Source organism: Nonomuraea sp. NPDC003707, assembly GCF_053587055.1.
This window is the reverse complement of record NZ_JBSFNK010000080.1, coordinates 1-24,810: the sequence shown is the minus strand read 5'-3', so window position 1 is coordinate 24,810 and position 24,810 is coordinate 1. Positions and strand designations below refer to the sequence as shown.

Below are 24,810 nucleotides of genomic sequence, written 5' to 3'. Positions count from 1 at the left end.
CGCCGCGATCTGGCACAACCACGCAACCAACGCCCCGATCACCCGGTCACTGACCGCCTACGACCACTGACCGGAGATCGGACTTACTCGTCTAGCCCTTGCGCTTGACGTCGCGTTTGGGCATCTCGTCGCGCAGGGGCCGCCGGTCGGCGGCCTCCTGCTGCTCCTTCGACGGTTTCGACACGTCGCGGGCACGCATGGCGATGGTCGCGGTGATCTGCAGGCTCTGCAATGCCATGCCATCGACCTTACGCCAGGCTCATCAGAAGACGAGGCCGCACCACGGTTTCGGGCTCCACGACATCGCGGTGGCCAGCGCGCGTACCGAGCCGCTTGAGTGCTCGCGCAGCAGGCCCGCCTCCAGCGACTCCACGAGCAGGCCGTCGCCCATGTAGGCCGAGCCGAGCACGGCCACCGGCAGCGTCACGTCCGGCTCGTCCTCGACCGGCTTGCACTCGGCGCCGGTCGGGTCGGCGGTGAGCCGCCAGCGCCCGGCGTTCCACGGGCACACGTCGTCCTCGACCTCGATCACCACGTCCACCGGCGCCGAGTAGGCGCGCGAGATGAGCGCCTTGTCGACCTCGACCACGCGTACCCACAGCTCGTCCGCCCAGGTCGCGCGGAGCTGGCGCTGGTCGGCGATCAGCGCGATCAGCGGGTCGTCCACCGGCCTGCCGCCCGCCTCGATCTTGGAGACGAGGTCGCGGTCGAGGATGTTGCGCCAGAGCAGGGCGTAGGCCGCCGGGTCGGTCGCCTCCAGTTCCTGCAGCTTCAGCTCCCCGTCGGGGATGCCGTTGGCGTCCCAGGACCCCTTGATCCGGAACAGCGCATAGCCGCGCACGCCGTCGTCGTCCTCGGCGAGCACCGAGCGCAGCGGCCCGTTGCCGCGCTGGTCGAACTCCTCGTCGGCCAGCACCGCGTCCCAGTTGTGCGACTGGCGGTCATAGCGACCCGGGCGGCGGGTCGCGACGGAGGCGAACACCTGCTCCAGGTCGGCGCGGACGTCGGCGGGCGTGGCCACCCTGAGCCTGAGCGACGGGTCCACGGGGGCGTTCCCGACGAACGCGGAGCCGGCCTTGTTGATGCGGAACGACAGCTCGTGCGAGGCCCTGCCGTATCCGTACCGGCCGTAGATGGCCGCCTCGGAGGCGTAGAGCGCGGCGACACTCTCGCCGCGCTCGCGGATGTCGGCGAGTTGCCTGCGCATCAGCGCGGACAGGATGCCGCGGCGGCGGTGCGAGGGGAGCACGCTGACGCTCGTCACGCCCGCGACGGGGAGCCGGCCGCCGGGGACGGTCATGGTGAGGCTCAGGACGGCGGTGGTGCCCGCGATGACATCGCCGTCAAAGGCAGCCAGCGTGCGATCGAACTCGGTCTCCGCCTTGAACCGTTCCCGTTGCTGGGGGTGCGGAGTCCAGCCGAACGCTTCTTCGAGGACCGGGAAATAGACCGGCCACTCGGACTCGTCAATCGGACGGATGGGATACGTCATCTGTCCACGGTAGGAGCGGGCAAAGGGGGACGGCCACCCAATATACGTGCTTAATGATCAAGGCCTTGGTCAAGTGGGCTGCCCAAACACGGGTCAGACCGATACAGTCAGGCCCATCATGAGTACCCGTCCGGCGCCGCTGATCCCGCCACGGGTCCGCGCGGTCTTGGTGCGGGTGCCGTTTCTGGTGGCTGCCGTGCGGTTCGTCCGGCGTGGCCCGCTGGCCCGCGACCGCAACCTGCTCGTCGCGCTGACCACGCTCGCGCTCGTCATCGGGTTCCTGGCGGCGAAGGTTTCGACCGAATTCTTCTCGCCGTCGCTGCTCATCCTGGTCACCCTGATCGGCGGGCTCCAGCTGCGGCTGCGCAGCCTGGTCAAGCTGCTGGTGGGGGTCGGGGCCGCGCTCGGCTACATCGCGATCACGCTGGGTGTGGGCCACGTCGGGCTGGGGCTCATGGTGACGATCGGGTTCACCACTGTGCTGGCCGTGCTGATGGCGCGCACCAGGGGCAAGCTGGGCGTCCAGGGGTTGCGTGGCGACGCGATGCTGCTGGAGCTGCGCGACCGGCTCAGGAGTCAGGGCGAGCTGCCCGCGCTGCCGAAAGACTGGGGCGGCAAGGTCGTGCTCAAGCAGGCGGGCGGGTCCTCGTTCGGCGGTGACTTCCTGGTCTCCATGCGCGACGGAAACTCCGTGGAGATCGCGCTGGTCGACGTGTCGGGCAAGGGGGTCGACGCGGGCACCAGGGCGCTGCTGCTGTCGGGCACATTCGGCGGGCTGCTCGGCTCGGTCGAGGACTTCCTGCCCGCGTGCAACACCTACCTGCACCGGCAGCGGGGCGACGAGGGCTTCGTGACCGCGGTGCACGTACGCCTCGACCTCGACACCGGCGACTACACGATCACCTCGGCCGGTCATCCGCCGGTGGTGAAGTTCGACGCGGGCACCGGAAACTGGCAGGTGGCCACGGCCAAGGGCGTGGTGCTCGGCGTCGTCCCCGACCTGCACTGCGAGCCCGACAGCGGCACCCTGCGCAAGGGTGACGCGCTGCTGCTCTACACCGACGGGCTGATCGAGCAGCCGGGCCGCGACATCGACGCCGGGCTCGACCGGCTGCTCGGGGAGGCGGAACGGCTGCTGCCGTCCGGCTTCCGCGACGGCGCCAGGGCCCTGGTCAACGCCATGTCCTCGGGCCACAACGACGACTGCGCGCTGGTGCTGATCTGGCGGCCCTAGATCGGTGACGTTTCACACGGGGCGGTCGTGATCGTGCTCACTGGCGGCGTCCTCGCGCTGCTGAGATCCTCTAGGGGTTCGGGCCCGGGGGAGCGGCGCGGCTCCGCCGGACCCGTCTCAGATCCACCCGGAGTCGCTCGCGATGCGTACGGCGTCGAGACGGTTGCGGGCGCCCGTCTTGCACATGATCCGCGACAGATGGTTACGCACGGTGCCCACCGAAAGGAAGAGCTGGTCGGCGATCTCCGTGGAACGCGCGCCGCCCGCGGCGATCCGCAGCACGTCGAGCTCCCGCCGGGTCAGCGGGTTCGTCGCGCATTGGAGCGCGGCCACGGCCAGCTCCGCCTCGATGGCCCGGCCGCCCTCCGCGACCTGGCGCACTCCCTCGGCGAGGCGCTCCGGCCCCACGCACAGGCTCATGAACCCCAGCGCGGGCCCCGCCAGCGCCTTGCGCACCTGCCCGGGGTTGGGGCGGGCCGACAGCATCAGCACCCCGCAGCGCGGCGCCAGCTCGGCGAGCTGGACGGCCACCGGCAGCCCCGGCAGGTCGAGGTCGACGACCGCCACGTCGGGCCCGTACGCCAGCGCCGCCCGCACCGCCGCCTCGGGACAGCCGACCTCGGCGACGACGCGCAGATCAGGCTCGGCCTCCAGGGTGGCGAGCAGTCCGCGGCGGACCAAGGGCAGGTGCTCGGCGATCAGAATCTGAATCAAGTCGACCCCCTTCGTCGTCACCCAGAGTGATTGTTTGATAGCGGACTGTCAATCCTCTCTAAATGGCACGCAAGCCGTGGAGCGGGGGTTGTTCGACTACCCTGGGGCTGTCGGACGGTTCGTCCACCCCTGTCGTCGGCTACGGAGCGCGCATAGATGAACTGGCTCTACATCGTGGGGATCATCCTCTTTCTCCTCGGGCTGATGTTCTCCATCGCGTTGCACGAGATAGGACATCTCGTGCCGGCCAAGATCTTTGGCGTCAAGGTGACCCAGTACATGGTCGGCTTCGGCTCGACCGCCTGGTCACGGCGCAAGGGCGAGACCGAGTACGGCATCAAGTGGATCCCGTTCGGCGGCTACATTCGCATGATCGGCATGCTGCCGCCGCGCCCCGGTGACGACCCGACCAAGCTCAGGAGCGCCTCGACCGGGCCGTTCCAGGGCCTCATCGACTCCGCGCGCGAAGCGGCGCAGGAGGAGGTGCGCCCCGGCGACGAGGACCGGGTTTTCTACCGGAAGAAGTGGTGGCAGAAGGTCATCATCATGTCCGGCGGCCCGCTGATGAACTTCGTGCTCGCGTTCGTCTTCTTCAGCATCCTGCTGGTCGGCATCGGCCTGCCCACCTTGGCCCCGATCGTGTCGCCCGAGACCGACACATGCGTGATCCCGATCTCGGAGCACCGCAACACGTGCAAGCCCACCGACCAGTCCACCCCGGCCGCCCTGGCAGGCTTGAAGGGCGGCGACCGCATGGTCTCCTTCGACGGCCAGAAGATCGGCTCCTGGGACGACGCCACCCGCCTGATCCGCTCCCACGGCGCCGGCCCGGTCGCGCTCGGCATCGTCCGCGACGGCAAGCCCATGACCCTCAACGTCACGCTCATCGCCCAGGACCGGCCCAACCCGCAGGACCCGAAGAAGATCGACAAGAACGTCGGCTTCCTGGGTGTCCGGCCCACGGAGGTCATGCAGCAGCAGAGTATGGGCCAGGTGCCCGGCTACATGGGCGAGCTGATGGGCCGGGTGGCGGGCTCGATCGTCAACCTGCCGCAGAAGATGGTCGGCGTCTGGCAGGCGGCCTTCTCCGGCGAGGCGCGCGACCCCGAGGGCCCGGTGGGCGTGGTCGGCGCGGGCCGCTTGGGCGGCGAGATCCTCGCCTCCGACCTGTCCAACACGAACAAGATCGCCTTCTTCGTCAACCTGCTGGCCGGGTTCAACCTGGCGATCGGCATGTTCAACCTCATCCCGCTGCTGCCGCTCGACGGCGGCCACATCGCCGGCGGGCTGTGGGAGGGCATCAAGCGGGCCTACGCCAAGGTCATGCGCCGGCCGGAGCCGGCCTACGTGGACATCGCCAAGGTGCTGCCGCTGACGTACGTGATCGCGTTCGCCATGATGATCATGGCCGGCCTGCTGGTCTACGCCGACCTGGTCAACCCGCTCACGCTGACCGGCTGACGCCCCGGCCATGGACGCCCTGGAACGGCTGCGCGCCCTCTGCCTCGCGCTGCCGGAGGTCACCGAACGGCCCAGCCACGGGGAGCCGACCTGGTTCGTCCGTGGGAAGAAGACGTTCGTGATGTTCGCCGACCACCACCACGACGACCGGCTCGCCTTCTGGTGCGCCGCGCCTCCCGGGACGCAGGGGGAGCTGGTGGCCGAGGACCCGGACCGCTTCTTCCGCCCGCCGTACGTGGGGCACCGGGGGTGGCTGGGGGTCTACCTGGACGTGGAGGTGGACTGGACGGAGGTCGCGGAGATCGTCGCCGACGCCTACCGCCAGATCGCCCCGAAGTCGCTGATCGCCCGCATGCCCTGACCGGCGTGAAACGCCGAAGGCCACCTCCGTGGTGGAGGTGGCCCTTGGGTCACCGCTGGTCGTAGGGGTGGCGTACGAGGTGATCAGACAGGAGGGCTGGTGCCGATGTGCCGGAGCTCTCGTTCAGAATTCGAGCTCGCCGACGTCACGGGCAGCCTGGGCGAAGTGGCGGATGAGGTCGTTTTCTGCTGCGGTGCTCCAGATGAGTGCCCAGCGCAGCGGCAGCGCGTCCCGAATGGGCACGTGAACCATGTCCGGCCGTGCGTAGTAGCGGGCAGAGTGACCGAAAACGGGGGAGACGGCCTCTCCGGCGGCGAGGATGGGGAGCATTTCTTCACCGGTCGACACGATCGGCCCGATGCGGATGGGCCGGCCACTGGGGGTACGGGCGGGGACGATCGCCTCACGCCAGTAGCCGGGATGGGCGCCGCCCATGACGACCTCCTCGCCGAGGTCTTCGTGGCTCACCCACTTCCGCATGGCCAGCCGATGTGTGGCTGACACGGCCAGCACGGGATGTTCGGTGGAGATGATCGGACCCACGGTGAGGTCGCGCTCCTCGACTGGGAGCCAGGCCAGCAGCACGTCGACCTCCCTGGCACGCAGGGGTCCGAAGGGATCGCTGAAACTGATGTAGCGGAGCTGGATCTCGCAGCGGGGGCGGTGGGCCGCGAACGCGTCGAAGAGGGGACGGAGCTCGGCGGTGTTGGTGCTGAGCATGCCGAAGCGCAGCGTCTCGCTCTTGTTCCGCGCCTCACGTTTGGCCCGCTCCACGCTCTCGCCGAGTGCGTGGTAGATCGGCCGCAGGTCGTCACGCAGGCGCACTCCCGCGGGCGTCAGTAGGACACTGCGGTTGTTCCGGACGAACAGCTGGGCGCCGATCTGACGCTCCTGCTTCTTGATCACCTGGGTGATCCGGGTCGGGGAGACGTGCAGGCGCTCGGCGGTGCGCCCGAAGTGCAGCTCTTCGGCCAGCGTCAGGAAGATCTCGATGTCACGCAGTTCCACGCCTGACCTGCCATGATGAGCCCCGCTTTATGTGATCTTGCGTCGATTGTCGTTGTTCCGGTGATCCACCGTACTCGATCCTCGGATCCGGAACCCCGGGCGCCGACAAGACCGTATTCGACTGAATTTCGTAACCGATGCAAGGAGCACGCCACTATGTCCATCACCCTTACCGACCAGGACACGCTCACCCTGCGGACCGCCGCGTGGGGCGCCGTCTCATTGATGTCCGCCGCTGGTGCCGCCGGCTCTCCCCACAAGGTCGCCACCGAAGGCTCCATCGCTCTGACCTCCGCGACCGGCCTGGTCGGGCACGTGCTCGCCAAGGCGCCAAAGGATCTGAACAGCAAGTCCGTAGCCGGACTCGCTGACCAGGTGCTGCCGGCCCTGACGGCATCCATGAGCCTGCTCAACAAGCAGGCTCCGGCAGAGGCCGACAACTTCCGCCGCACCGTCATCGTCGCCATCGAAGCAGCCGCCCGGATCCAGAAGGGCGAGCCCAGCCCCACCATGGCCGAGATGGCCCGCAAGATCACCGAGGCCCTCGACGCCGCTTGATGGATGTCGCGGGCACGGGGGTCATGCCCGGCCGGCTACTTCCCGCCGCGTGTCAGCGGCGGTGTCAGGACGGCAACGGCCCGGTATCAGAGCGGTCGGCGATGGTGGACGCCATGAACGGTTCAGCGATTGCGGCCTCGGGGCTACGAACCTGGCCACGCCGAGCCCACCTCCGACCCTCGCGGGTCGCTCATGGAAGCCCATGAGCGACACGCTTGGACGGGTCTCACAAGATCGAACACTGCGCGCAAGGAGATTCATGATGGGACAGAGCAATGGCGGCTTCTCCGAGGCGGGGCTGCGCAGACTGCATGAGATGCTGGCACGGCGCGTTGAGTCGGGGAAGATTCCCGGGCTTGTCGCCTTGTTCAGCCGGGGTGGTGAGACGCACGTCGAAGCCCTCGGGACGATGCGCCATGACGGTGGCGCGCCGATGGGCCGGGACACGATCTTCCGGATGGCGTCGACGTCCAAGCCGCTCACGGTCGCACCGGTGATGGTCCTGCTGGATGAGTGCCGGCTGCGGCTGGACGACCCGGTGCAGGACTGGCTGCCCGAACTGGCCGACCGGCGGGTGCTGAAGCGGCCCGACAGCCCCCTGGACGACACCGTGCCGGCGCGGCGGCCGATCACCGTACGGGACCTGCTGACCTCCACGTTCGGGCTCGGCATGGATCTGACGGCGATGAGCTTTCCGATCATGGGCAAAGTCTTCGAGCTGGAGCTCACCGGCCATGGAGCACCGGTGCCCGGACCGGACGAGTGGATGCGCCGCCTCGGCACACTCCCGCTGATGCACCAGCCCGGAGAGCACTGGCAGTACCACATCAGCATCGATGTGCTGGGCGTGCTGGTGGCCAGGGTCACCGGCCAGCCGTTCGAGACGTTCCTGCGCGAACGCATCCTCGACCCGCTGGGCATGAAGGACACCGGCTTCCACGTGCCCGCCGACAAGATCGACCGGCTGCCGCCCGCCTACGTACCCGATCCGCAGACAGGAGAGTTCATCGTATGGGACGAGGCCAAGGGGGGACGCTACAGCCAACCTCGGGAGTTCCAGTCGGCCGCCAATGATGTGGCCTCCACCGTCGACGACTACCACGCCTACTTCCGGATGCTGCTCAATGGCGGGATGCACGGCAGCGAGCGGATCCTGTCCCGGCCCGCCGTCCAGCTGATGACCAGCAACTGCCTCACGCCCGCGCAGGAAGCCGCCCGAACCGCCCTGGCCGGCAACAACGTCCATGTGTCGTTCGGCCAAGGGCAGCAGGGCGGCTGGGGTTTCGGGATGGCGGTGCGCACCTACCGTGGCGACTACGCGCCCATCGGCCAGTTCGGCTGGGACGGCGGAACGGGCACCACCGTCTACGCCGACCCGGCCAACCAGCTCACCGGAGTCCTGCTCACCCAGGTCGGGCTGTCAGTCCCGGATCCGGCGCGGCTTATCCAGGACTTCTGGACCACGCTCTACCAGGCAATCGACGACTGACACCGAACCCGCGTCCCGGTACGCCCCCTGGCGGCTCCGACCCACCAGGGCGAATCCAGCCCCACCATGGCCGAGATGGCCCGCAAGATCACCGAAGCCCTCGACACCGCTTGATGCCGTTCTACGGCCAATTTGCATCACGTGCACCTGCCTGAAGCCCGCCTGCGGCTCTCGGCGGGAGTGTGTCCCGGGGCCGTGGAGCGGGTCTTCGGCACTGCGTGGGAGCGATAGTCAAGCAGAAGGCCCGCTCCACATCGGAGAGGGCCTTCTGAGCTGGTCGGGGCGACAGGATTTGAACCTGCGACTTCTTGCTCCCAAAGCAAGCGCGCTGCCAAGCTGCGCCACGCCCCGCTTAGCCGAGTGCGCATGCGCTCCGGGACTCCGGTACGCTTACGCCCTAACGACCGGATGAAGTCTAGACCAGAGTTCGACCGGTTCGCGCGGACGTAGCTCAATGGTAGAGCCCTAGTCTTCCAAACTAGCTACGCGGGTTCGATTCCCGTCGTCCGCTCCAAAGGCGAAAGGCCAGGTCAGCCTCATGAGGCGACCTGGCCTTCGTGATCTGGACTACTTCTTCTTGATCTTCCGTGCCCGTTGTCTTTTTCCCGTGCTCCTTCCGCGCCCCCTTCAGCGCCTTGCCGACCGCCTGCGCGATGGCCTCTGCGCGATGGCCTGGTCACGGTCCTGCGTCGCGTGCCGGTAGATCAGCGCCGCTCGCGTGGAGGAGTGCCCCATACGGGCCATCAGCTCGCGGAGGCTCGCGCCTGTGGACGTGGCGAGTCATCGATCAGCTTGCCGACCGTCGTCCCGCCTTTCGCGTCTGTGCCTATCCTTGGGGGATGGTGCCAGAAAGGATCTTCGGAGCTGCGACGCGGCACGACGGCGATCCTGATCGGGTGGCCGTGCTGCTTCCCGGAAGGGGCTACGTGCCAGCCCGTCCCCTCCTCCACTTCGCCGGCGCGGTCCTCAGGCGGCACGGCTGGTCCGTGCGGGAGGTCTGGTGGCAGTCGCCGGCCACCCAGGACGCGGGGGAGCTGGCCGGCTGGGTCATGGAGCAGGCTCGGCAGGCCCTCGACGGTGAGCGGGCCGAGCGCCTGCTCCTGGTCGGCAAGTCGCTCGGCACGTTCGCCGCGCCGCTGGCCGCCGAGCGGGGGCTGCCCGCGATCTGGCTCACCCCGCTGCTCAGGCATGAGGCCGTCGTCGAGGCGCTGCGCCGCACCGGGGCGCCCACGGTGCTGGTGGGCGGGAGCGCCGACAAGCTCTGGGACGGGGAGGCCGCGCGTGGGCTGGGCCACCCGTACCTGGAGGTCCCCGGCGCCGATCACGGCTTGGAAGCCTTCGAGGACCCCGTCCGATCGGTCGAGATCCTCAGGGACGTGACCGCGGAGATGGACCGGTTCGTGGCGGGCCTGCGATCGTAGGCATGCGCGCGCGAGCGATCTCCCGTGACGGCCTCGTCGAGGAGCTGGCCGAACGGGTCGCCGGACGGCCGGGGTGGGTGCGGATGGCCGTGGACGGGGCCGCGGCGGCGCGTCCCGGGACGCTGGCGGACGAGCTCGTCGCCCCGCTCCGGTTGCGCGGGCGGCCCGTGCTGCGCGTGTCGGCGGACGACTTCCTGCGGCCCGCGTCCCTGCGGCTGGAGCACGGCAGGACCGATCCGGACGCCTTCTACGAGGACTGGCTCGACGTCAAGGCGCTCCGGAGGGAAGTGCTGGAGCCCTTGGACGAGGGCGGCTCGGGGCGGGTGCTGCCGCGGCTCTGGGACAGCCGCGTCGACCGGGCGTACCGGGTGCCGTACGAGGAGCTGTCCCCGGGCGGCGTGCTGATCGTGGACGGGACGCTGCTGCTGGGACGGGGGCTGACGTTCGAGGTGAGCGTGCACGTGTGGCTGTCGGCGGGGGCGCTGGAGCGCGGGACCCCCGAGGACGAGCGGTGGCGGCTGCCCGCGTACGAGCGGTACGAGCGTGAGGCCCGCCCACAGCGGGCGGCCGACGTCGTGGTCAGGGCCGATCATCCCCGCAGACTCGCCGTCATGACCCGCGACGCGTGATGCTGGAACACGGAACGTGAGCGGCGCAGACTGGGGCGATGATCCCCAGTCACTGGTACAACATCGTTCCCGACCTGCCCGCCCCGCCTCCGCCGCCGCTGCACCCGGCGACGCGCGAGCCCGTGGGGCCCGACGACCTGGCGCCGCTCTTCCCGATGGAGCTGATCGGCCAGGAGGTGAGCGGTGAGCGGTTCGTCCCGATCCCGCAAGAGGTGCTCGACGTCTACCGGCTCTGGCGGCCGACGCCGCTGATCCGGGCGCGCCGGCTCGAGAAGGCCCTCGATACGCCGGCCAGGATCTACTACAAGTACGAGGGGGTCTCGCCCGCCGGGTCGCACAAGGCGAACACGGCCGTACCCCAGGCGTACTACAACGCCCGCGAAGGGGTGCGGCTGCTGACCACCGAGACGGGCGCCGGGCAGTGGGGGTCGGCCCTGGCGTTCGCCTGCTCCCAGTTCGACCTCGAATGCCAGATCTGGATGGTGCGCGCCTCGTACGACCAGAAGCCGTACCGCCGCTCTCTCATGCAGGTGTACGGCGCCACCGTCCACGCCAGCCCGTCACCCGTCACCGGCTCGGGCAGCAAGGTGCTGGCGGACGACCCGGACTCGCCCGGCAGCCTGGGCATCGCGATCAGCGAGGCCGTCGAGGTGGCCGCCGCCACGCCCGACGCCCGGTACGCGCTCGGCTCGGTACTCAACCACGTGCTCCTGCACCAGACCGTGATCGGCGAGGAGGCGCTGGAACAGCTGCCCGAGATGCCGGACCTGGTCATCGGCTGCACCGGCGGCGGCTCGAACTTCGCCGGCCTCACCTTCCCGTTCCTGCGCGAGAAGCTGGCCGGGCGGATACGGACCGTGTTCAGGGCGGTCGAGCCGGCCGCCTGCCCGTCGTTCACGCGCGGCGTGTACGCCTACGACTTCGGCGACACCGTGGGCCTCACGCCGCTGCTCAAGATGCACACGCTGGGGCACGCGTTCATCCCCGACCCGATCCACGCGGGCGGCCTGCGCTACCACGGCATGTCGCCGCTGCTGTCGCACATGTACGAGCTGGGCCTGTTCGAGGCGGTCACCCGCGCCCAGAGCGAGTGTTTCGAGGCCGGTGTCCGCTTCGCCAGGACCGAGGGCATCGTGCCCGCCCCGGAGCCCACGCACGCGCTCGCGGAGACGATCGCCGAGGCCCTGCGGTGCAAGGAGAGCGGCGAGGAGAAGGTGATCCTGACCGCGCTCTGCGGCCACGGCCACTTCGACCTGGGCGCGTACGACCGCTACCTGGCCGGGCACCTGGAGGACTACACGCTGCCGCAGGACCGCATCGAGCAGGCCCTGACCGAGCTGCCGGGCTGAAAGCGGGGTGGCCGCCGAAAGAGGCGGCCACCCGGTCAGCGCGCCGTGGGGCGCTTGCCGTGGTTCGCCTTCTTCTTCTTGCGTGCCTTGCCCTTGCGTGAGCGCCTGGCCATAAGCTCGCCTCCGGTGGTTGGGCCGATGATCGGCTACGCCACGAGCCTCCCCGCCCGTGCTGACCAGCGCAAGCGCAGCACGCGAACTAACATTCCCCAACAATTCCGTGTCATAATTTGGTGGAATCTGTTGGAAGGAGCGGGCGTGCTCGCACAGCAGCGTCAGCAGACGATCCTCGAACGCGTGCGCAGCAACGGCGGCGTCCGGGTCGCGGACCTGGTCCGCGAGCTGGGCGTATCCGACATGACCATCCGTCGGGACCTCGAGGTGCTGGCCGAGCGCGGGTTGCTGGAGAAGGTGCACGGCGGCGCCACCGCCCTCGGCCCCGGCTCCACCGAGGAGCCGGGCTTCACCGCCAAGTCGGCCCGCCAGCAGCAGGAGAAGGAGGCCATCGCGCGCCGCGCGGCCGGCCTCGTCCGGCCGGGCACGGCCGTGGCGCTCTCGGCGGGCACCACCACGTGGGCGCTGGCCCGCCACCTGATCGCCGTCCCCGAGCTGACAGTGATCACCAATTCGATCCCCGTCGCCGAGGTCTTCCACCGTAACCCGCGTTCCGACCGCACGGTCGTGCTGACCGGCGGCGTGCGCACGCCGTCCGACGCGCTGGTGGGCCCGGTGGCCGTGGCCGCGATCCGCCGCCTGCACGTGGACACGCTGTTCCTCGGCGTGCACGGGATGAGCGTGCGGGCCGGGTTCACCACCCCCAACCTGCTGGAATCGGAGACCGACAGGGAGCTGGTGACGGCCGCCAACCGGCTGGTCATCCCCGCCGACCACACGAAGTGGAACACGGTCGGCATCAGCACCATCGCCGAGCTGACCGAGGCCGACGTGGTCGTCAGCGACGCGGGGCTGCCTGAGGACGCACGCATGGAGCTGGCCGAACGGGCCGGAGAACTGATCATCGCGGAGGGCTCGTGAAGCGCACCATCACCCATCTGGCCGACGGCCGTGAGCTGATCTACTTCGATCAGCGGGACGACGCCGACCGGAGCGCGATCGACCGGCGGGTGCTCGACCCCCGGCCGGTGGCCTCCGAGCTGCGCTACGACCCGCTGACCGAGGAGTGGATCGCGATGGCGGGGCACCGGCAGACGCGCACGTTCCAGCCGACCGGCTCGGCGAGCGAGTGCCCGCTGTGCCCGTCGTCGGACACGCGCTCGTCGGAGATCCCGGCGTACGACTACGACGTGGTGGTGTTCGAGAACCGATTCCCCTCCTTCTCCACCAATTTCGGGACTTATACAGACGTGGGGGGCCTGAGTGAGGTCCGGCCGGGAGTGGGGCGGTGCGAGGTGGTCTGCTTCACCTCTGAGCATTCGTCGTCGTTCTCCCAGCTCTCCGACGGCCAGGTGGAGCTGGTCATGGAGGCGTGGGCCGACCGGACGGCCGAGCTGTCCGGGATCGAGGGCGTGGAGCAGGTGTTCTGCTTCGAGAACCGGGGCGAGGAGATCGGCATCACGCTGGCCCACCCGCACGGCCAGATCTACGCCTACCCGTACGTCACGCCCAGGACCAGGCTCCAGCTCGCCGCCGCCAGGCGCTACACGAAGGGAAACCTGTTCGCCGACGTGCTGGCCGCCGAGCGGGCCGCGGGGACGCGCGTGGTGGCCTCCAACGAGTTGTGGACGGCGTTCGTGCCGGCCGCCGCGCGGTGGCCGTACGAGGTGCACATCTACCCGCACCGGCAGGTGCCCGATCTGGCCGCGCTGACGGAGGAGGAGCGGTCGGCGTTCGCGCCCCTCTACACCTCGGTGCTGCGGGCCTTCGACGACCTGTTCGGCGTGGTGATGCCGTACATCTCGGCCTGGCACCAGGCGCCCGTGCGGCAGGACCGCGAGCTCGGCTACCTGCACCTGGAGCTGTTCAGCATCAGGCGGGCGCCGGGCAAGCTCAAGTACCTGGCCGGGTCGGAGTCCGCCATGGGGGCGTTCGTGAACGACGTGCTGCCGGAGGAGGCCGCCCGGATGCTTCGATCACAGGTAGATCACTATTAGATTTCTAATGGGGGTCGCGTTACTCGTGATCTACCACTAATATCCCTTTTGTGCCTGGCCGTAACAGCAGGCACACGCCTAATCCCGGGCGAGTCGCCCGGGAGCCGGGGACCCACCCGCACCTGGGGTGAATCCACTTCGGTGGTAGGGCACGCAGCTCCCAGCCCGAACCCGTCAGCTAACCCGGCCGGCAGAGGGAGAGGAACATCCACGTGGCGGCTCCGTCCCCCGCGACTCTTGCCATCGGCCTCGTCGCCGCCGCAGCCGTCGCCCTCCTGCCGGCGACCGCGGCCTCGGCTGCCCCCAAGCCGTCGGAGGCCGAGCTCCGCACCCAGCTCAAGCAGCTCAACAGCAAGATCGACAAGCTCATCGAGAAGTACAACCTCAAGCGTGTCGAGCTGGCCAAGGCGCAGGCGGCCGCCAAGGCGGCCAAGGAGCGGCTGGCGGCCGCGGAGAAGGCGCTGGCCGCCGCCGAGCAGCGGGTCGGCGACCTCGCCAGGATGCGCTACCAGAACCACGACCCGTCGCTGCCCTCCGTCCTGATGGTCCAGAACGGCGGCGGCGCCGCCCTGCTCGAACAGCTGACGGCCGAGCAGCAGGCCCTCGTCCAGGGGGTGGCCAAGGCCCGCGACGACAAGAAGAAGGCCTCCGACGAGGCCGCCGCGCTGGCCACCCAGATCGGCGTGGACGCCAAGGACGTGACCGAACAGCGCTCCGAGGCCGAGGACGTCATCGACGACATCAAGAAGAAGCTCCAGGACCTCGTGCCGCTCGGTCCCGGCCGAAAGTCCGACGGGAGCTGGGCACCGGAACTGCCCTCGGGCTCGGACAACATCACGGCCCGTACGCGGCTGATGAAGGCGGAGCTGGCCAAGAACTTCAAGCTGCCGTTCACGGTGGGCTGCTTCCGCTCGGGCTCCAGTGGCGAGCACCCGCTCGGGCGGGCCTGCGACTTCATGATGAGCACCGGCGGGACGATGCCCGCGGCCATCAACAACGCCCTGGGCGACCGGATCGCGGATTGGGCGCTCAAGAACAAGGGCAAGCTCGGCGTCAAGTACGTGATCTGGAAGCAGCGCATCAACATGGGCTCGGGCTGGCGGGCCATGTCGGACCGCGGCAGCGTCACCGAGAACCACTACGACCACGTCCACATCTCGATGTACTGAGCTGGATAAGGTCGGACATCATGACTGACACCCGAATCCCGCCCGCTCTCACCGGCGACGAGCGGACCACGCTGAACAACTGGCTCGAATGGCACCGCGGCACCCTCGCCGTCAAATGCGCGGGCCTGTCGGACGATCAGCTGCGCCTGCGCTCCGTCTCACCCTCGACCATGTCCCTGCTCGGCCTGGTCCGGCACATGGCGAACGTCGAACGCTCCTGGTTCCGCCGCGTGCTCAACGGCGAGGACCTCCCCAAGCTGTGGGACAAGGACCGCGACAACGACGCCGACTTCAAGGAAGTGGACGCCGCCTCGGTCAAGGACGCCATCGTCACGTGGGAAGAGGAGATCGAGCGCGCCCGCGCCATCTCGGACGCCAGGCCGCTGGACGCCGTCGGCGACCACAGAGGGCAGGAGTGCACCCATCGCTGGATCCTCATCCACATGATCGAGGAGTACGCGCGGCACAACGGTCACGCGGATCTGCTGCGCGAGCGCATCGACGGGGTGACCGGAGAGTAACGAGACCGATGATCAGGGCTCGGTGCGGAACAGCGCCCACACGGCCTTGCCGCCGCGGGCCAGCGGGTCCCAGCCCCAGCACTGACTGTAGGTCTCGACGATGTAGAGGCCGCGCCCGTTCTCCGAGATGAAGTCCGGCTCCTTGGGGCGCGGCACCTCGTCGCTGGGGTCGGCCACCGCCAGCAGCACGTGCGGCTGTACGCGCATCAGCAAGAGCTCGATCTCCCGCCGTCCCGCCGCGTACATCGCGTAGCGCACCGCGTTGGTCACGAGCTCCGACACCACCAGCGCGGCGTCGTCGCTGAGTTCGTGCAGGCCCCAGCCCTTCAGGGTCGAGCGGGTCACGTCCCTGGCCGTCTTCACGGAGTCGGCCTGAAAGGGCAACGGGCACGAGGTCGTGTACGGCTTGCCACCCATGAGCAGGTGGTCGAAGCCCACGTCACGGGTGATTTGCAAGGCATCGGCAGTGGCCAGAGGATCCTCCACCATGCTGCCGATACCTCCCCGTTCAGTCCGACTTAGTGCATGTTTGGCCCAATATGCACTAAGCCATCATGGGTCACGATCGCTGCACCTGCAAGACCCAAATGCACGTGCACTTGCATTGTGCAGTAGCAAGCGGCGTTTTGGGGCATAACTCTGCTAATCGGACACGGGGTTGAGACCTTGTCATACCCGGCAATGTGGTGTCACTGTGTGTGCGGACCTTGATAGGAGGCAAAGTGACGCAGAACCAGCCGGGTTCCGGACCGACGGCGCTGCGCATCCTCCTGGGCTCCCAGCTGCGCAAGCTCAGGGAAGCGAAGAACGTCACTCGTGAGGAGGCGGGCCACCTCATCCGTGGCTCCGAATCCAAGATCAGCCGCATGGAGCTGGGCCGAGTGGGGTTCAAAGAACGGGACGTGGCGGACCTGCTGACCCTCTACGGGGTCATCGACAAGCAGGCCCGCTCCGCCGTACTCGACCTGGTCGCCACCGCCAACGAGCCTGGTTGGTGGCACCGGTTCAACGATGTCCTGCCCACGTGGTTCCAGGCGTACGTCGGCCTTGAAGAGGCCGCCGCCAGGATCAGGACCTACGAAGTCCAGTTCGTGCCAGGACTGCTGCAGACCAAGGAGTACGCAAGGGCCGTCGTGACCGCCGGATCGGCGGGAATCGGGGCCGAGGAGATCTCCAGAAGAGTGGATCTCCGGCTGGAGCGCCAGCGGATGTTCGACAGGCCGGACGGGCCAGTGTTCTGGGCCGTGATCGACGAGGCCGCCCTACGACGCCCCATCGGCGGCGTCGAGGTGATGCGGGCCCAGATCGAGCACCTCATCGACCTGATGCGCCAGCCCAAAATCACTATTCAGATCATGCCGTTCAGCTTCGGCGGGCACAGCGCGGAAGGCGGGGCGTTCAGCGTCCTGCGCTTCCCCGACACCGATCTGCCCGACGTCGTGTACGTCGAGCAGCTGGCCAGCGCGCTCTACCTCGACAAGCGTGAAGACGTGGACCGATACACCGAGGTGATGGAGCGACTCTGCGCCGTGAGCACCACTCCGGACGAGACGGTCGAGCTGTTGCGGACGATCGCGGACGAGTTCTGACGGACGGTAACGGATGATCGCGGGCGACTTGTGACGGCGCGGACGTCGTTGTTGGGTACGCATCTGCCCTAGACTGGCCATCGGCGTTGGATCCCGCCGTGGCGGAGCATGCCCAACACCGCACATGTGGGCGCGGCGCGTGTGCCGTAACCGATGGACGCGCCCGCGATCACTCGTAGCTTGATCAAGGAGACCATTCCGTGAAGACCGCTGTCGAGGAGCTCAGCCCGACCCGGGTCAAGCTCACTGTCGAGGTGCCGTTCGACGAGCTGCGCCCGAGCATGGATGCGGCGTACAAGAAGGTCGCGCAGCAGGTGCGCGTCCCCGGGTTCCGGCCTGGCAAGGTTCCGGCCCGCATCATCGAGCAGCGCTTCGGCCGGGCGGTAGTGCTGGAGGAGACCCTCAACGACGCGGTGCCCAAGCTGTACGGCAAGGCCGTCGACGAGGTCGACGTGTTCCCGGTCGCGCAGCCCGACATCGAGGTCACGAAGATCGAGGACGGCGAGCAGATCGAGTTCACCGCCGAGGTCGACATCCGGCCCAACTTCGAGGTGCCCGACTACCAGGGCCTCGAGGTCACGGTCGACTCCGCCGAGGTCTCCGACGAGGACGTCGACGCCCAGCTCGACTCCCTGCGCCAGCGTTTCGCGACGCTGACCGGCGTCGAGCGCGCGGCCGCCAACGGCGACTTCGTCGTCATGGACCTGCGCGCCGAGATCGACGGTGACAACATCGAGGAGCAGCAGGCCAGCGAGGTCTCCTACGAGGTCGGCGCCGGCTCCGTGCTCCAGGGCCTCGACGCCGCGCTCGAGGGCATGTCCGCGGGCGAGGAGAAGAGCTTCAAGACCGAGCTCGTCGGCGGCGAGAACGCCGGCGACGAGGCCGACGTGATCATCAACGTCAAGTCGGTCAAGGAGAAGGTCCTGCCCGAGCTCGACGACGAGTTCGCCCAGCTCGCCAGCGAGTTCGACACGCTCGACGAGCTCAAGACCAGCATCCGCGAGCAGGCCCGCCGCAACAAGCTGATCGACCAGGTCGTGCAGTCCCGCGAGAAGGCCCTCGACACGCTGCTGGAGCAGATCGACATCCCGCTCCCGGACAGCGCCCTCAAGGCCGAGGTCGACGCCCGCAAGCACAACCTCGACCACCAGATCGCCGAGAGCGGCCTGAGCCGCGACGCCTTCTTCCGTCTCTACCAGACGACGGAGGAGGAGCGCTTCGCCGAGTTCGACACCAACTCCGCCCGCGCGATCAAGGTCGGCTTCGTGCTCGACAAGATCGTCAAGGCCGAGGAGCTGGGTGTCTCCGAGCAGGAGCTGACCAACTTCGTCGTCCGCCGCGCCATGGAGATGGGCGTGCAGCCCAACGAGCTGGCCAAGCACCTCGCCGACAACGACCAGCTCACGCTGGCCATGGTCGAGATCGTGCGCGACAAGGCCAAGTCGGTGCTCGGCGACGCCGCCAAGGTCGTCGACACCGACGGCAACGAGGTGGACCTCAAGGCGATCTACGCCGAGATCAACGGCCAGGAGGTCGTGGAGGAAGAGGCCGCCGCCGAGGACGAGCCCGCCGGGGAGAAGTCCGAGGCGTAACCGCCTTCCCGCTCTTTCCGAAGCCCACGAACCGTCCGGTTCGGGGGCTTCGGCCTTTCCGGGGGAGCTCCCGAAGAAGACGTGCAGGCCGTGTAAGGCCCTCAGAAGGCTCGTGGGCACCCGGAGGGCTTCGGCGGGCCTCCGGGTGCCGGACCCGCGGCCGGCAGGCCGTGCGTGGCGCTTCAGGGAGCCACGCCGCAGGAGGGCGTGCTGAACCTGCGCCGTCAGCGAACAGTACGGGGACCGGGCATGAGCTGTGCGCGGCGCGCGTTAAGGTCACAAGCAAAGCCAATCGATTACGACGCATCGGAAGGTGACGCTGTGACCAGCCCGCCGACCTTCTATCAGCCTGAGTCGCGAGGCCGTGAGAACGGCTCGTCCTTCCGGCTTGAGGACCAGCTTTACCAGCGCCTGCTGCGTGAGCGCATCATCGTGCTCGGGCAGGAGGTCAATGACGAGATCGCCAACCGCATCTGCGCCGAACTCCTGCTGCTCGCGGCCGACGACCCCGACCGTGACATCACGCTCTACATCAACTCGCCGGGTGGCTCGGTGAGCGCTGGCATGGCCATCTACGACATGATGGAATACGTACCGAACGACGTTTCCACGGTTGTGATGGGCATGGCCGCTTCGATGGGGCAGTTCTTGCTCACCGCGGGCACCAAGGGCAAGCGATATGGCCTGCCCCACGCCCGGGTCATGATGCACCAGCCGTCCGGAGGCATCGGCGGCACCGCGGCCGACATCGCCATCCAGGCCGAGCAGATGCTCTATGTGAAGAAGACACTGGCCGAGCGGATCGCCCACCACACGGGCCAGCCGCTGGAGCAGATCGAGGCCGATTCCGACCGCGACCGCTGGTTCACGGCCGAGGAAGCCAAGGATTACGGCTTCATCGACCACGTGGTCCGCAGTGCGCGGCAGGTGCCCTCACAGGGCCCGGTCTCCTAAGGGGGAGCAGAGAAGTGAACATCCAGAGCCGCTACGTTCTCCCCTCCTTCGTCGAGCGCACGTCATATGGCGTGAAGGAGATGAACCCGTACAACAAGCTCTTCGAGGACCGCATCATCTTCCTCGGAGTGCAGATCGACGACGCGTCGGCCAACGACGTGATGGCCCAGCTGCTGACGCTGGAATCGCTCGACCCCGACCGTGACATCAGCATCTACATCAACTCGCCGGGTGGCTCCTTCACCGCCATGACGGCGATCTACGACACGATGCAGTTCGTCCGGCCGGAGATCCAGACCGTCTGCCTGGGCCAGGCAGCGTCGGCCGCGGCCGTGCTGCTGGCCGGCGGCACCCCGGGCAAGCGATTCGCGCTGCCCAACGCCCGGGTGCTGATCCACCAGCCGTCCACCGAGGGTGGCGGCCAGGGCAGTGACATCGAGATCCAGGCCCGCGAGATCCTTCGCATGCGAAACCTCCTCGAGGACATCGTGGCGAGGCACTCCGGGAAGACCGCCGCCCAAGTCCGCAAGGACATCGAACGCGACAAAATTCTCAACGCGGACGAGGCAAAGGCGTATGGTCTGATCGATGACATCATCCCGTCCAGGAAGAAGCGCGCTCAGGCCGTGGCTTCCTAGACGGGACGTGACGCACCGGAGCGCTGCCCAATAGGGCACGTTCCGGTGCGACTCGCCGCTAGGGGGCTCACTGAGGGCCCAGAAGACGGTAACGTCGAAACCTGAGCGGTTCGGCCAAGTCCGGAGGATGTCCGGAGACACTGCTCTCGCAGGAGCAGGGCGGTCCCACGCAAAGGAGTATCTGGGGTGGCACGCATCGGCGACGGGGGAGACCTGCTGAAGTGCTCTTTCTGTGGAAAGAGTCAGAAGCAAGTCAAGAAGCTCATTGCCGGTCCAGGCGTCTACATCTGCGATGAGTGCATCGATCTCTGCAACGAGATCATCGAGGAGGAGCTCTCGGAGTCCTCCGAGCTCAAGTGGGACAACCTGCCCAAGCCGAGGGAGATCTACGAGTTCCTCGACGCCTACGTCATCGGTCAGGACAAGGCGAAGAAGGCCCTCTCGGTGGCGGTCTACAACCACTACAAGCGGGTGCAGTCGGGCGACCGGGGCAGAGACGACGGCCTCGAGCTGGCCAAGAGCAACATCCTGCTGCTCGGGCCGACCGGTTCGGGCAAGACGCTGCTGGCGCAGACCCTGGCGAAGATGCTCAACGTGCCGTTCGCCATCGCCGACGCCACCGCGCTGACCGAGGCGGGATACGTCGGCGAGGATGTGGAGAACATCCTCCTCAAGCTCATCCAGGCCGCCGACTACGACGTCAAGAAGGCCGAGACCGGCATCATCTACATCGACGAGGTCGACAAGATCGCTCGCAAGAGCGAAAACCCGTCGATCACGCGCGACGTCTCCGGTGAGGGCGTGCAGCAGGCGCTGCTGAAGATCCTGGAGGGCACCACGGCGAGCGTGCCCCCGCAGGGCGGCCGCAAGCACCCGCACCAGGAGTTCATCCAGATCGACACCACCAACGTGCTGTTCATCTGTGGCGGCGCGTTCGCCGGTCTGGAAAAGATCATCGAGTCGCGCATCGGCAAGAAGGGCATCGGCTTCAACGCCATCATCCGCTCGAAGGAAGAGGTCGACACGGCCGACATCTTCGGCGACGTGATGCCCGAGGACCTGCTGAAGTTCGGCATGATCCCCGAGTTCGTCGGGCGTCTGCCGGTCATCACCTCGGTGCACAACCTCGACCGCGAGGCGCTCATCCAGATCCTCACCGAGCCGCGCAACGCGCTGGTCAAGCAGTACCGCAAGCTGCTCGAGCTCGACGGGGTGGAGCTGGAGTTCACCGACGGCGCCCTCGAGGCCATCGCCGACCAGGCCATCCTGCGCGGCACCGGCGCCCGCGGGCTGCGCGCGATCCTGGAGGAAGTGCTCCAGTCGGTGATGTACGAAGTGCCGTCGCGCCAAGACGTGGCCCGCGTCGTCATCACCCGCGAGTCCGTCCTCGAACACGCCATCCCGACGCTCGTACCCCGCGACCAGCTTGCCGCCAAGCAGCAGCGCACGCCGCGGGAAAAGTCGGCCTGATCCCATAAACCACGGCAAGCGCCCCTGCGGAGTCGATCCCTGGGGCGTTTTGCTTTCCCACCTCCCTAGAATTGGTCACCGTGACAACGCCAGAGCTGCCCACCCAGTACACCCCGGCCGACGTCGAGACCCGGAGCTATGAGCGCTGGGTATCCCAGGGGTACTTCACCGCCGACCCGGGCAGCTCGCGCGTGCCGTACAGCATCGTCCTGCCCCCGCCCAACGTGACGGGCGTCCTGCACATCGGCCACGCGCTCGACCACTCCATCCAGGACGCGCTGACGAGGCGCGCCCGCATGCAGGGGCGCGAGACCCTCTGGCTGCCGGGCATGGACCACGCCGGCATCGCCACCCAGAACGTCGTCGAGCGCGAGCTGGCCAAGGAGGGCAAGTCGCGGCACGACCTCGGGCGCGAGGCGTTCGTCGAGCGGGTCTGGGAGTGGAAGGAGGAGTCCGGCGGCCGGATCCTCGGCCAGATGCGCAAGCTCGGCGACGGCGTCGACTGGTCGCGCGAGCGGTTCACGATGGACACCGGGCTCTCCCGGGCCGTGCAGACGATCTTCAAGAAGCTGTTCGACGACGGGCTGATCTACCGCGCCGAGCGGATCATCAACTGGTGCCCGCGCTGCCTGACCGCGCTCTCCGACATCGAGGTGGAGCACAGCGAGGACGAGGGCGAGCTGATCTCGATCCGCTACTCCGACGAGATCGTGGTGGCCACCACGCGCGCCGAGACGATGCTCGGCGACACGGCCGTGGCCGTCCACCCCTCTGACGAGCGGTACGCGCACCTGGTCGGCACGATGGTGGAGCTGCCGCTCACCGGGCGCATGATCCCCGTGGTCGCCGACGAGCACGTCGACCCTGCCTTCGGCACCGGCGCGGTCAAGGTGACCCCCGCCCACGACCCCAACGACTTCGAGATCGGACGGCGTCACTCCCTGCCGTCGATCACCGTCATGGACGAGCGCGGCGTCATCACCGCGCACGGGCCCTTCCTGGGGCTCGACCGCTTCGAGGCCAGGCCCGCCGTCGTCGCCGCGCTGCGCGCCGAGGGCCGCATCGTCGCCGAGAAGCGCCCCTACCTCCACTCGGTCGGCCACTGCTCGCGCTGCAAGACCGTGGTCGAGCCCAGGCTGTCGCTGCAGTGGTTCGTCAACGTCGGGCCGCTGGCCAAGGAGGCGGGCGACGCCGTCCGCGACGGCCGCACCCGCATCCACCCGCCGGAGCTGGCCAAGCGCTACTTCGACTGGGTCGACGACATGCACGACTGGTGCATCTCCCGGCAGCTCTGGTGGGGGCACCGCATTCCGGTCTGGTACGGGCCGGACGGCGAGGTCGTGTGCGTGGGCCCGGACGAGGAGCCGCCTGCCGGCTACACGCAGGACTCCGACGTCCTCGACACGTGGTTCTCCTCGGCGCTGTGGCCGTTCTCGACGCTCGGCTGGCCGGACACGACGCCCGAGCTGCAGCGCTTCTACCCGACCTCCGTGCTGGTCACCGGATACGACATCCTGTTCTTCTGGGTGGCCAGGATGATGATGTTCGGGCTCTACGCCATGGACGGCGAGCCGCCGTTCCGCGTGGTCGCGCTGCACGGCATGGTCCGCGACCAGTACGGCAAGAAGATGTCCAAGTCGTTCGGCAACGTGGTCGATCCGCTCGACTGGATCGAACGCTTCGGCGCCGACGCCACCCGCTTCACCCTGCTGCGCGGGGCCAACCCCGGCGCCGACGTCGCGGTGAGCGAGGAGTGGGCGGCCGGGTCCCGTAACTTCTGCAACAAGATCTGGAACGCCACCAGGTTCGCCCTGATGAACGGCGCGGCCGTCGGATCGCTGGAAGGGGCCGAGCTGACGGCGGCCGACCGGTGGATCCTGTCGCGCCTGCAGTCCGTGGTGGCGACCGCCGACGCGGCCTTCGAGGACTACGAGTTCGCCAAGGCGTCCGACCTGCTCTACCACTTCGCGTGGGACGAGGTCTGCGACTGGTACCTGGAGCTGGCCAAGATCCAGCTCGGCGAAGGGCTCGAACACACTCGGCTGGTGCTCGGCCACGTGCTCGACGCGTTGCTGCGGCTGATGCATCCGCTCGTGCCGTTCGTGACCGAGGAGCTCTGGCGGGCCGTGACGGGCGGCGAGTCGATCGTGGCGGCGCCGTGGCCGGAGGTCGACACCCGCTTCACCGACGCTTCGGCAGAGGCGGAGATCGGGGCGTTGCAGGAGCTGGTGACGGAGGTCCGCAGGTTCCGCTCGGATCAAGGGCTCAAGCCGGGCCAGAAGGTCGCCGCCCGGCTCGGGCTGGCGGCCACTGCGCTCGTCGGCCAGGAGAGCGCGATCCGGTCGCTGCTGCGCCTCACGGAGCCGGCGGAGTCGTTCGGCGCCACGGCGAGCTTCACGGTGGGCGGGGTGACCGTGGACATCGACACCGCGGGCGCCATCGACGTCGTGGCCGAGCGCAAGCGCCTGGAGAAGGACCTGGCGGTCGCCCGCAAGGAGGCCGCGCAGGTGGCCGCCAAGCTGGGCAACGCGCAGTTCATGGCCAAGGCGCCGGAAGACGTGGTCACCAAGGTCAGGAGCCGTGCCGAGCAGGCCGCCGCGGACATCGCGCGCCTCGAGGCACAGCTCGCCGGGCTCGGGGTTTGAACCATACGAACGCGGGGAAGGTCCATTCGTTACCTAAGATGGACCTTCGACGCCGTCGGGGCTGCTACAGTTTTCAACGTAGGGCGGTTGCCCTGACACCCCTTCTGATCTACCCCCGGTTTTCGGGCGGGTCCAGCCGCACGGTTGGACAAGCGCCGAAAGTTGGAGTAAGTTAGCAGGGTTGCCTCGAAGAGAGGCAAGTCCGGAAGCTACCGGATCGGGCGGTTTGACAAGGATCGTCCGGATCTGCTAGACTGAAGGAAATGAAATGTGCGCCTCCGCACTAGGGTCTAACCAAGATCTTGGTGGGGATGTACGCGTCCGTTTCTTGAGAACTCAACAGTGTGTTAAAAGCCAGTGCATGAGATACACATGCATATCCCCGTCATTTATGACGGAAATTGC

Annotated in this window: 24 protein-coding genes, 2 tRNA genes and 1 riboswitch; of the genes, 19 read left to right on the top strand and 7 right to left on the bottom strand. The window is 68.1% G+C overall.

What is annotated here, in order from left to right; translation table 11 throughout:
* Positions 1 to 91: 91 nt before the first annotated feature.
* Positions 92 to 238 carry a hypothetical protein gene (locus ACWDRB_RS65970; protein ID WP_350731502.1) on the bottom strand — a complete coding sequence of 49 codons (147 nt, stop codon included), beginning with the start codon at positions 236 to 238 and terminating at the stop codon, positions 92 to 94.
* Between the two features lie 24 nt (positions 239 to 262).
* Positions 263 to 1,492, bottom strand: coding sequence for a GNAT family N-acetyltransferase (locus ACWDRB_RS65965; RefSeq protein WP_449912365.1), 1,230 nt, complete (start codon positions 1,490 to 1,492; stop codon positions 263 to 265).
* A gap of 118 nt (positions 1,493 to 1,610) precedes the next feature.
* On the opposite strand from ACWDRB_RS65965, the gene ACWDRB_RS65960 reads away from it, so the two are divergent.
* A complete protein-coding gene (locus ACWDRB_RS65960; RefSeq protein ID WP_449912363.1) occupies positions 1,611 to 2,726 on the top strand; it encodes a PP2C family protein-serine/threonine phosphatase in 1,116 nt (371 codons plus the stop codon).
* A 117-nt stretch (positions 2,727 to 2,843) separates the two neighbouring features.
* On the opposite strand, the gene ACWDRB_RS65955 is transcribed toward ACWDRB_RS65960, so the two are convergent.
* Positions 2,844 to 3,440, bottom strand: coding sequence for a response regulator transcription factor (locus ACWDRB_RS65955; protein ID WP_350731497.1), 597 nt, complete (start codon positions 3,438 to 3,440; stop codon positions 2,844 to 2,846).
* A 156-nt stretch (positions 3,441 to 3,596) separates the two neighbouring features.
* Here ACWDRB_RS65955 and ACWDRB_RS65950 point away from each other — a divergent pair, with 156 nt between their 5' ends.
* Together ACWDRB_RS65950 and ACWDRB_RS65945 are read left to right on the top strand one after the other, a co-directional pair.
* Positions 3,597 to 4,901 carry a M50 family metallopeptidase gene (locus ACWDRB_RS65950; protein WP_449912361.1) on the top strand — a complete coding sequence of 435 codons (1,305 nt, stop codon included), beginning with the start codon at positions 3,597 to 3,599 and terminating at the stop codon, positions 4,899 to 4,901.
* Positions 4,902 to 4,911: 10 nt separating this feature from the next.
* Entirely contained in the window at positions 4,912 to 5,262 is a 351-nt protein-coding gene (locus ACWDRB_RS65945) for an MmcQ/YjbR family DNA-binding protein (protein ID WP_355200209.1), read from the top strand.
* A 123-nt stretch (positions 5,263 to 5,385) separates the two neighbouring features.
* On the opposite strand, the gene ACWDRB_RS65940 is transcribed toward ACWDRB_RS65945, so the two are convergent.
* A complete protein-coding gene (locus ACWDRB_RS65940) occupies positions 5,386 to 6,270 on the bottom strand; it encodes a LysR family transcriptional regulator (protein ID WP_449912358.1) in 885 nt (294 codons plus the stop codon).
* A 156-nt stretch (positions 6,271 to 6,426) separates the two neighbouring features.
* On the opposite strand from ACWDRB_RS65940, the gene ACWDRB_RS65935 reads away from it, so the two are divergent.
* Together ACWDRB_RS65935 and ACWDRB_RS65930 are read left to right on the top strand one after the other, a co-directional pair.
* Positions 6,427 to 6,828 carry a hypothetical protein gene (locus ACWDRB_RS65935; protein ID WP_449912356.1) on the top strand — a complete coding sequence of 134 codons (402 nt, stop codon included), beginning with the start codon at positions 6,427 to 6,429 and terminating at the stop codon, positions 6,826 to 6,828.
* 259 nt (positions 6,829 to 7,087) lie between these two features.
* Positions 7,088 to 8,317, top strand: coding sequence for a serine hydrolase domain-containing protein (locus tag ACWDRB_RS65930; protein ID WP_449912354.1), 1,230 nt, complete (start codon positions 7,088 to 7,090; stop codon positions 8,315 to 8,317).
* A gap of 274 nt (positions 8,318 to 8,591) precedes the next feature.
* Here the strand turns inward: ACWDRB_RS65930 and ACWDRB_RS65925 are convergent.
* Positions 8,592 to 8,668 (bottom strand) — tRNA-Pro (locus tag ACWDRB_RS65925).
* 89 nt (positions 8,669 to 8,757) lie between these two features.
* Here ACWDRB_RS65925 and ACWDRB_RS65920 point away from each other — a divergent pair.
* The 4 genes from ACWDRB_RS65920 to ACWDRB_RS65905 all read left to right on the top strand — a co-directional run bounded on the left by ACWDRB_RS65920 (position 8,758) and on the right by ACWDRB_RS65905 (position 11,716).
* Positions 8,758 to 8,831, top strand: a tRNA-Gly gene (locus tag ACWDRB_RS65920).
* A gap of 325 nt (positions 8,832 to 9,156) precedes the next feature.
* Positions 9,157 to 9,738, top strand: a complete 582-nt coding sequence (locus ACWDRB_RS65915; RefSeq protein WP_449912352.1) for a hypothetical protein — start codon at positions 9,157 to 9,159, stop codon at positions 9,736 to 9,738.
* A gap of 2 nt (positions 9,739 to 9,740) precedes the next feature.
* Positions 9,741 to 10,367 carry a uridine kinase gene (locus ACWDRB_RS65910; protein WP_449912350.1) on the top strand — a complete coding sequence of 209 codons (627 nt, stop codon included), beginning with the start codon at positions 9,741 to 9,743 and terminating at the stop codon, positions 10,365 to 10,367.
* 38 nt (positions 10,368 to 10,405) lie between these two features.
* A complete protein-coding gene (locus tag ACWDRB_RS65905; RefSeq protein WP_449912348.1) occupies positions 10,406 to 11,716 on the top strand; it encodes a TrpB-like pyridoxal phosphate-dependent enzyme in 1,311 nt (436 codons plus the stop codon).
* 35 nt (positions 11,717 to 11,751) lie between these two features.
* On the opposite strand, the gene ACWDRB_RS65900 is transcribed toward ACWDRB_RS65905, so the two are convergent.
* A complete protein-coding gene (locus ACWDRB_RS65900; protein ID WP_376776135.1) occupies positions 11,752 to 11,829 on the bottom strand; it encodes a 50S ribosomal protein bL37 in 78 nt (25 codons plus the stop codon).
* A gap of 145 nt (positions 11,830 to 11,974) precedes the next feature.
* Between ACWDRB_RS65900 and ACWDRB_RS65895 the strand changes: the two genes are divergently transcribed.
* The 4 genes from ACWDRB_RS65895 (at position 11,975) to ACWDRB_RS65880 (ending at position 15,517) form a co-directional block, all read left to right on the top strand.
* Entirely contained in the window at positions 11,975 to 12,751 is a 777-nt protein-coding gene (locus tag ACWDRB_RS65895; protein ID WP_449912346.1) for a DeoR/GlpR family DNA-binding transcription regulator, read from the top strand.
* Positions 12,748 to 13,827 (top strand): galactose-1-phosphate uridylyltransferase, encoded by a 1,080-nt coding sequence (gene galT, locus ACWDRB_RS65890; protein ID WP_449912345.1) that lies wholly within the window; start codon positions 12,748 to 12,750, stop codon positions 13,825 to 13,827. The genes ACWDRB_RS65895 and galT overlap by 4 nt, the downstream gene beginning before the upstream one ends.
* 65 nt (positions 13,828 to 13,892) lie before the next feature.
* Positions 13,893 to 14,034, top strand: a riboswitch (cyclic di-AMP (ydaO/yuaA leader).
* 5 nt (positions 14,035 to 14,039) lie between these two features.
* Complete coding sequence (locus tag ACWDRB_RS65885; RefSeq protein WP_449912344.1) at positions 14,040 to 14,996, top strand: coiled-coil domain-containing protein; 957 nt, start codon at positions 14,040 to 14,042, stop codon at positions 14,994 to 14,996.
* Positions 14,997 to 15,016: 20 nt separating this feature from the next.
* Positions 15,017 to 15,517: a DinB family protein gene (locus ACWDRB_RS65880; RefSeq protein WP_449912343.1), complete on the top strand. Its 501-nt coding sequence runs from the start codon at positions 15,017 to 15,019 to the stop codon at positions 15,515 to 15,517.
* 12 nt (positions 15,518 to 15,529) lie between these two features.
* On the opposite strand, the gene ACWDRB_RS65875 is transcribed toward ACWDRB_RS65880, so the two are convergent.
* Complete coding sequence (locus tag ACWDRB_RS65875) at positions 15,530 to 16,006, bottom strand: ATP-binding protein (protein ID WP_357745423.1); 477 nt, start codon at positions 16,004 to 16,006, stop codon at positions 15,530 to 15,532.
* A gap of 233 nt (positions 16,007 to 16,239) precedes the next feature.
* On the opposite strand from ACWDRB_RS65875, the gene ACWDRB_RS65870 reads away from it, so the two are divergent.
* The 6 genes from ACWDRB_RS65870 (at position 16,240) to ACWDRB_RS65845 (ending at position 24,405) form a co-directional block, all read left to right on the top strand.
* Positions 16,240 to 17,106 (top strand): helix-turn-helix domain-containing protein, encoded by an 867-nt coding sequence (locus ACWDRB_RS65870; RefSeq protein WP_350731473.1) that lies wholly within the window; start codon positions 16,240 to 16,242, stop codon positions 17,104 to 17,106.
* Positions 17,107 to 17,306: 200 nt separating this feature from the next.
* Complete coding sequence (tig, locus tag ACWDRB_RS65865; RefSeq protein ID WP_350731471.1) at positions 17,307 to 18,698, top strand: trigger factor; 1,392 nt, start codon at positions 17,307 to 17,309, stop codon at positions 18,696 to 18,698.
* Positions 18,699 to 19,019: 321 nt separating this feature from the next.
* On the top strand, positions 19,020 to 19,652 hold the full coding sequence (locus ACWDRB_RS65860; RefSeq protein WP_185078200.1) for a ClpP family protease: 633 nt from the start codon (positions 19,020 to 19,022) through the stop codon (positions 19,650 to 19,652).
* Between the two features lie 14 nt (positions 19,653 to 19,666).
* Positions 19,667 to 20,290, top strand: coding sequence for an ATP-dependent Clp protease proteolytic subunit (locus tag ACWDRB_RS65855; protein ID WP_192786903.1), 624 nt, complete (start codon positions 19,667 to 19,669; stop codon positions 20,288 to 20,290).
* Between the two features lie 186 nt (positions 20,291 to 20,476).
* Positions 20,477 to 21,760 (top strand): ATP-dependent Clp protease ATP-binding subunit ClpX, encoded by a 1,284-nt coding sequence (gene clpX, locus ACWDRB_RS65850; protein ID WP_185067261.1) that lies wholly within the window; start codon positions 20,477 to 20,479, stop codon positions 21,758 to 21,760.
* A gap of 71 nt (positions 21,761 to 21,831) precedes the next feature.
* Complete coding sequence (locus ACWDRB_RS65845; protein WP_449912339.1) at positions 21,832 to 24,405, top strand: valine--tRNA ligase; 2,574 nt, start codon at positions 21,832 to 21,834, stop codon at positions 24,403 to 24,405.
* Positions 24,406 to 24,810: the final 405 nt, after the last annotated feature.

What these genes read in the sequence shown, in the direction of transcription:
- ACWDRB_RS65880 (WP_449912343.1), top strand. Translation starts at nt 15,017, where the DNA reads ATGACTGACACCCGAATCCCGCCCGCTCTCACCGGCGACGAGCGGACC.
- ACWDRB_RS65910 (WP_449912350.1), top strand. Translation starts at nt 9,741, where the DNA reads ATGCGCGCGCGAGCGATCTCCCGTGACGGCCTCGTCGAGGAGCTGGCC.
- ACWDRB_RS65905 (WP_449912348.1), top strand. Translation starts at nt 10,406, where the DNA reads ATGATCCCCAGTCACTGGTACAACATCGTTCCCGACCTGCCCGCCCCG.
- ACWDRB_RS65960 (WP_449912363.1), top strand. Translation starts at nt 1,611, where the DNA reads ATGAGTACCCGTCCGGCGCCGCTGATCCCGCCACGGGTCCGCGCGGTC.
- ACWDRB_RS65900 (WP_376776135.1), bottom strand. Translation starts at nt 11,829, where the DNA reads ATGGCCAGGCGCTCACGCAAGGGCAAGGCACGCAAGAAGAAGAAGGCG.
- ACWDRB_RS65935 (WP_449912356.1), top strand. Translation starts at nt 6,427, where the DNA reads ATGTCCATCACCCTTACCGACCAGGACACGCTCACCCTGCGGACCGCC.
- ACWDRB_RS65945 (WP_355200209.1), top strand. Translation starts at nt 4,912, where the DNA reads ATGGACGCCCTGGAACGGCTGCGCGCCCTCTGCCTCGCGCTGCCGGAG.
- ACWDRB_RS65875 (WP_357745423.1), bottom strand. Translation starts at nt 16,006, where the DNA reads ATGGTGGAGGATCCTCTGGCCACTGCCGATGCCTTGCAAATCACCCGT.
- ACWDRB_RS65950 (WP_449912361.1), top strand. Translation starts at nt 3,597, where the DNA reads ATGAACTGGCTCTACATCGTGGGGATCATCCTCTTTCTCCTCGGGCTG.
- ACWDRB_RS65965 (WP_449912365.1), bottom strand. Translation starts at nt 1,492, where the DNA reads ATGACGTATCCCATCCGTCCGATTGACGAGTCCGAGTGGCCGGTCTAT.
- ACWDRB_RS65970 (WP_350731502.1), bottom strand. Translation starts at nt 238, where the DNA reads ATGGCATTGCAGAGCCTGCAGATCACCGCGACCATCGCCATGCGTGCC.
- ACWDRB_RS65930 (WP_449912354.1), top strand. Translation starts at nt 7,088, where the DNA reads ATGATGGGACAGAGCAATGGCGGCTTCTCCGAGGCGGGGCTGCGCAGA.
- ACWDRB_RS65915 (WP_449912352.1), top strand. Translation starts at nt 9,157, where the DNA reads ATGGTGCCAGAAAGGATCTTCGGAGCTGCGACGCGGCACGACGGCGAT.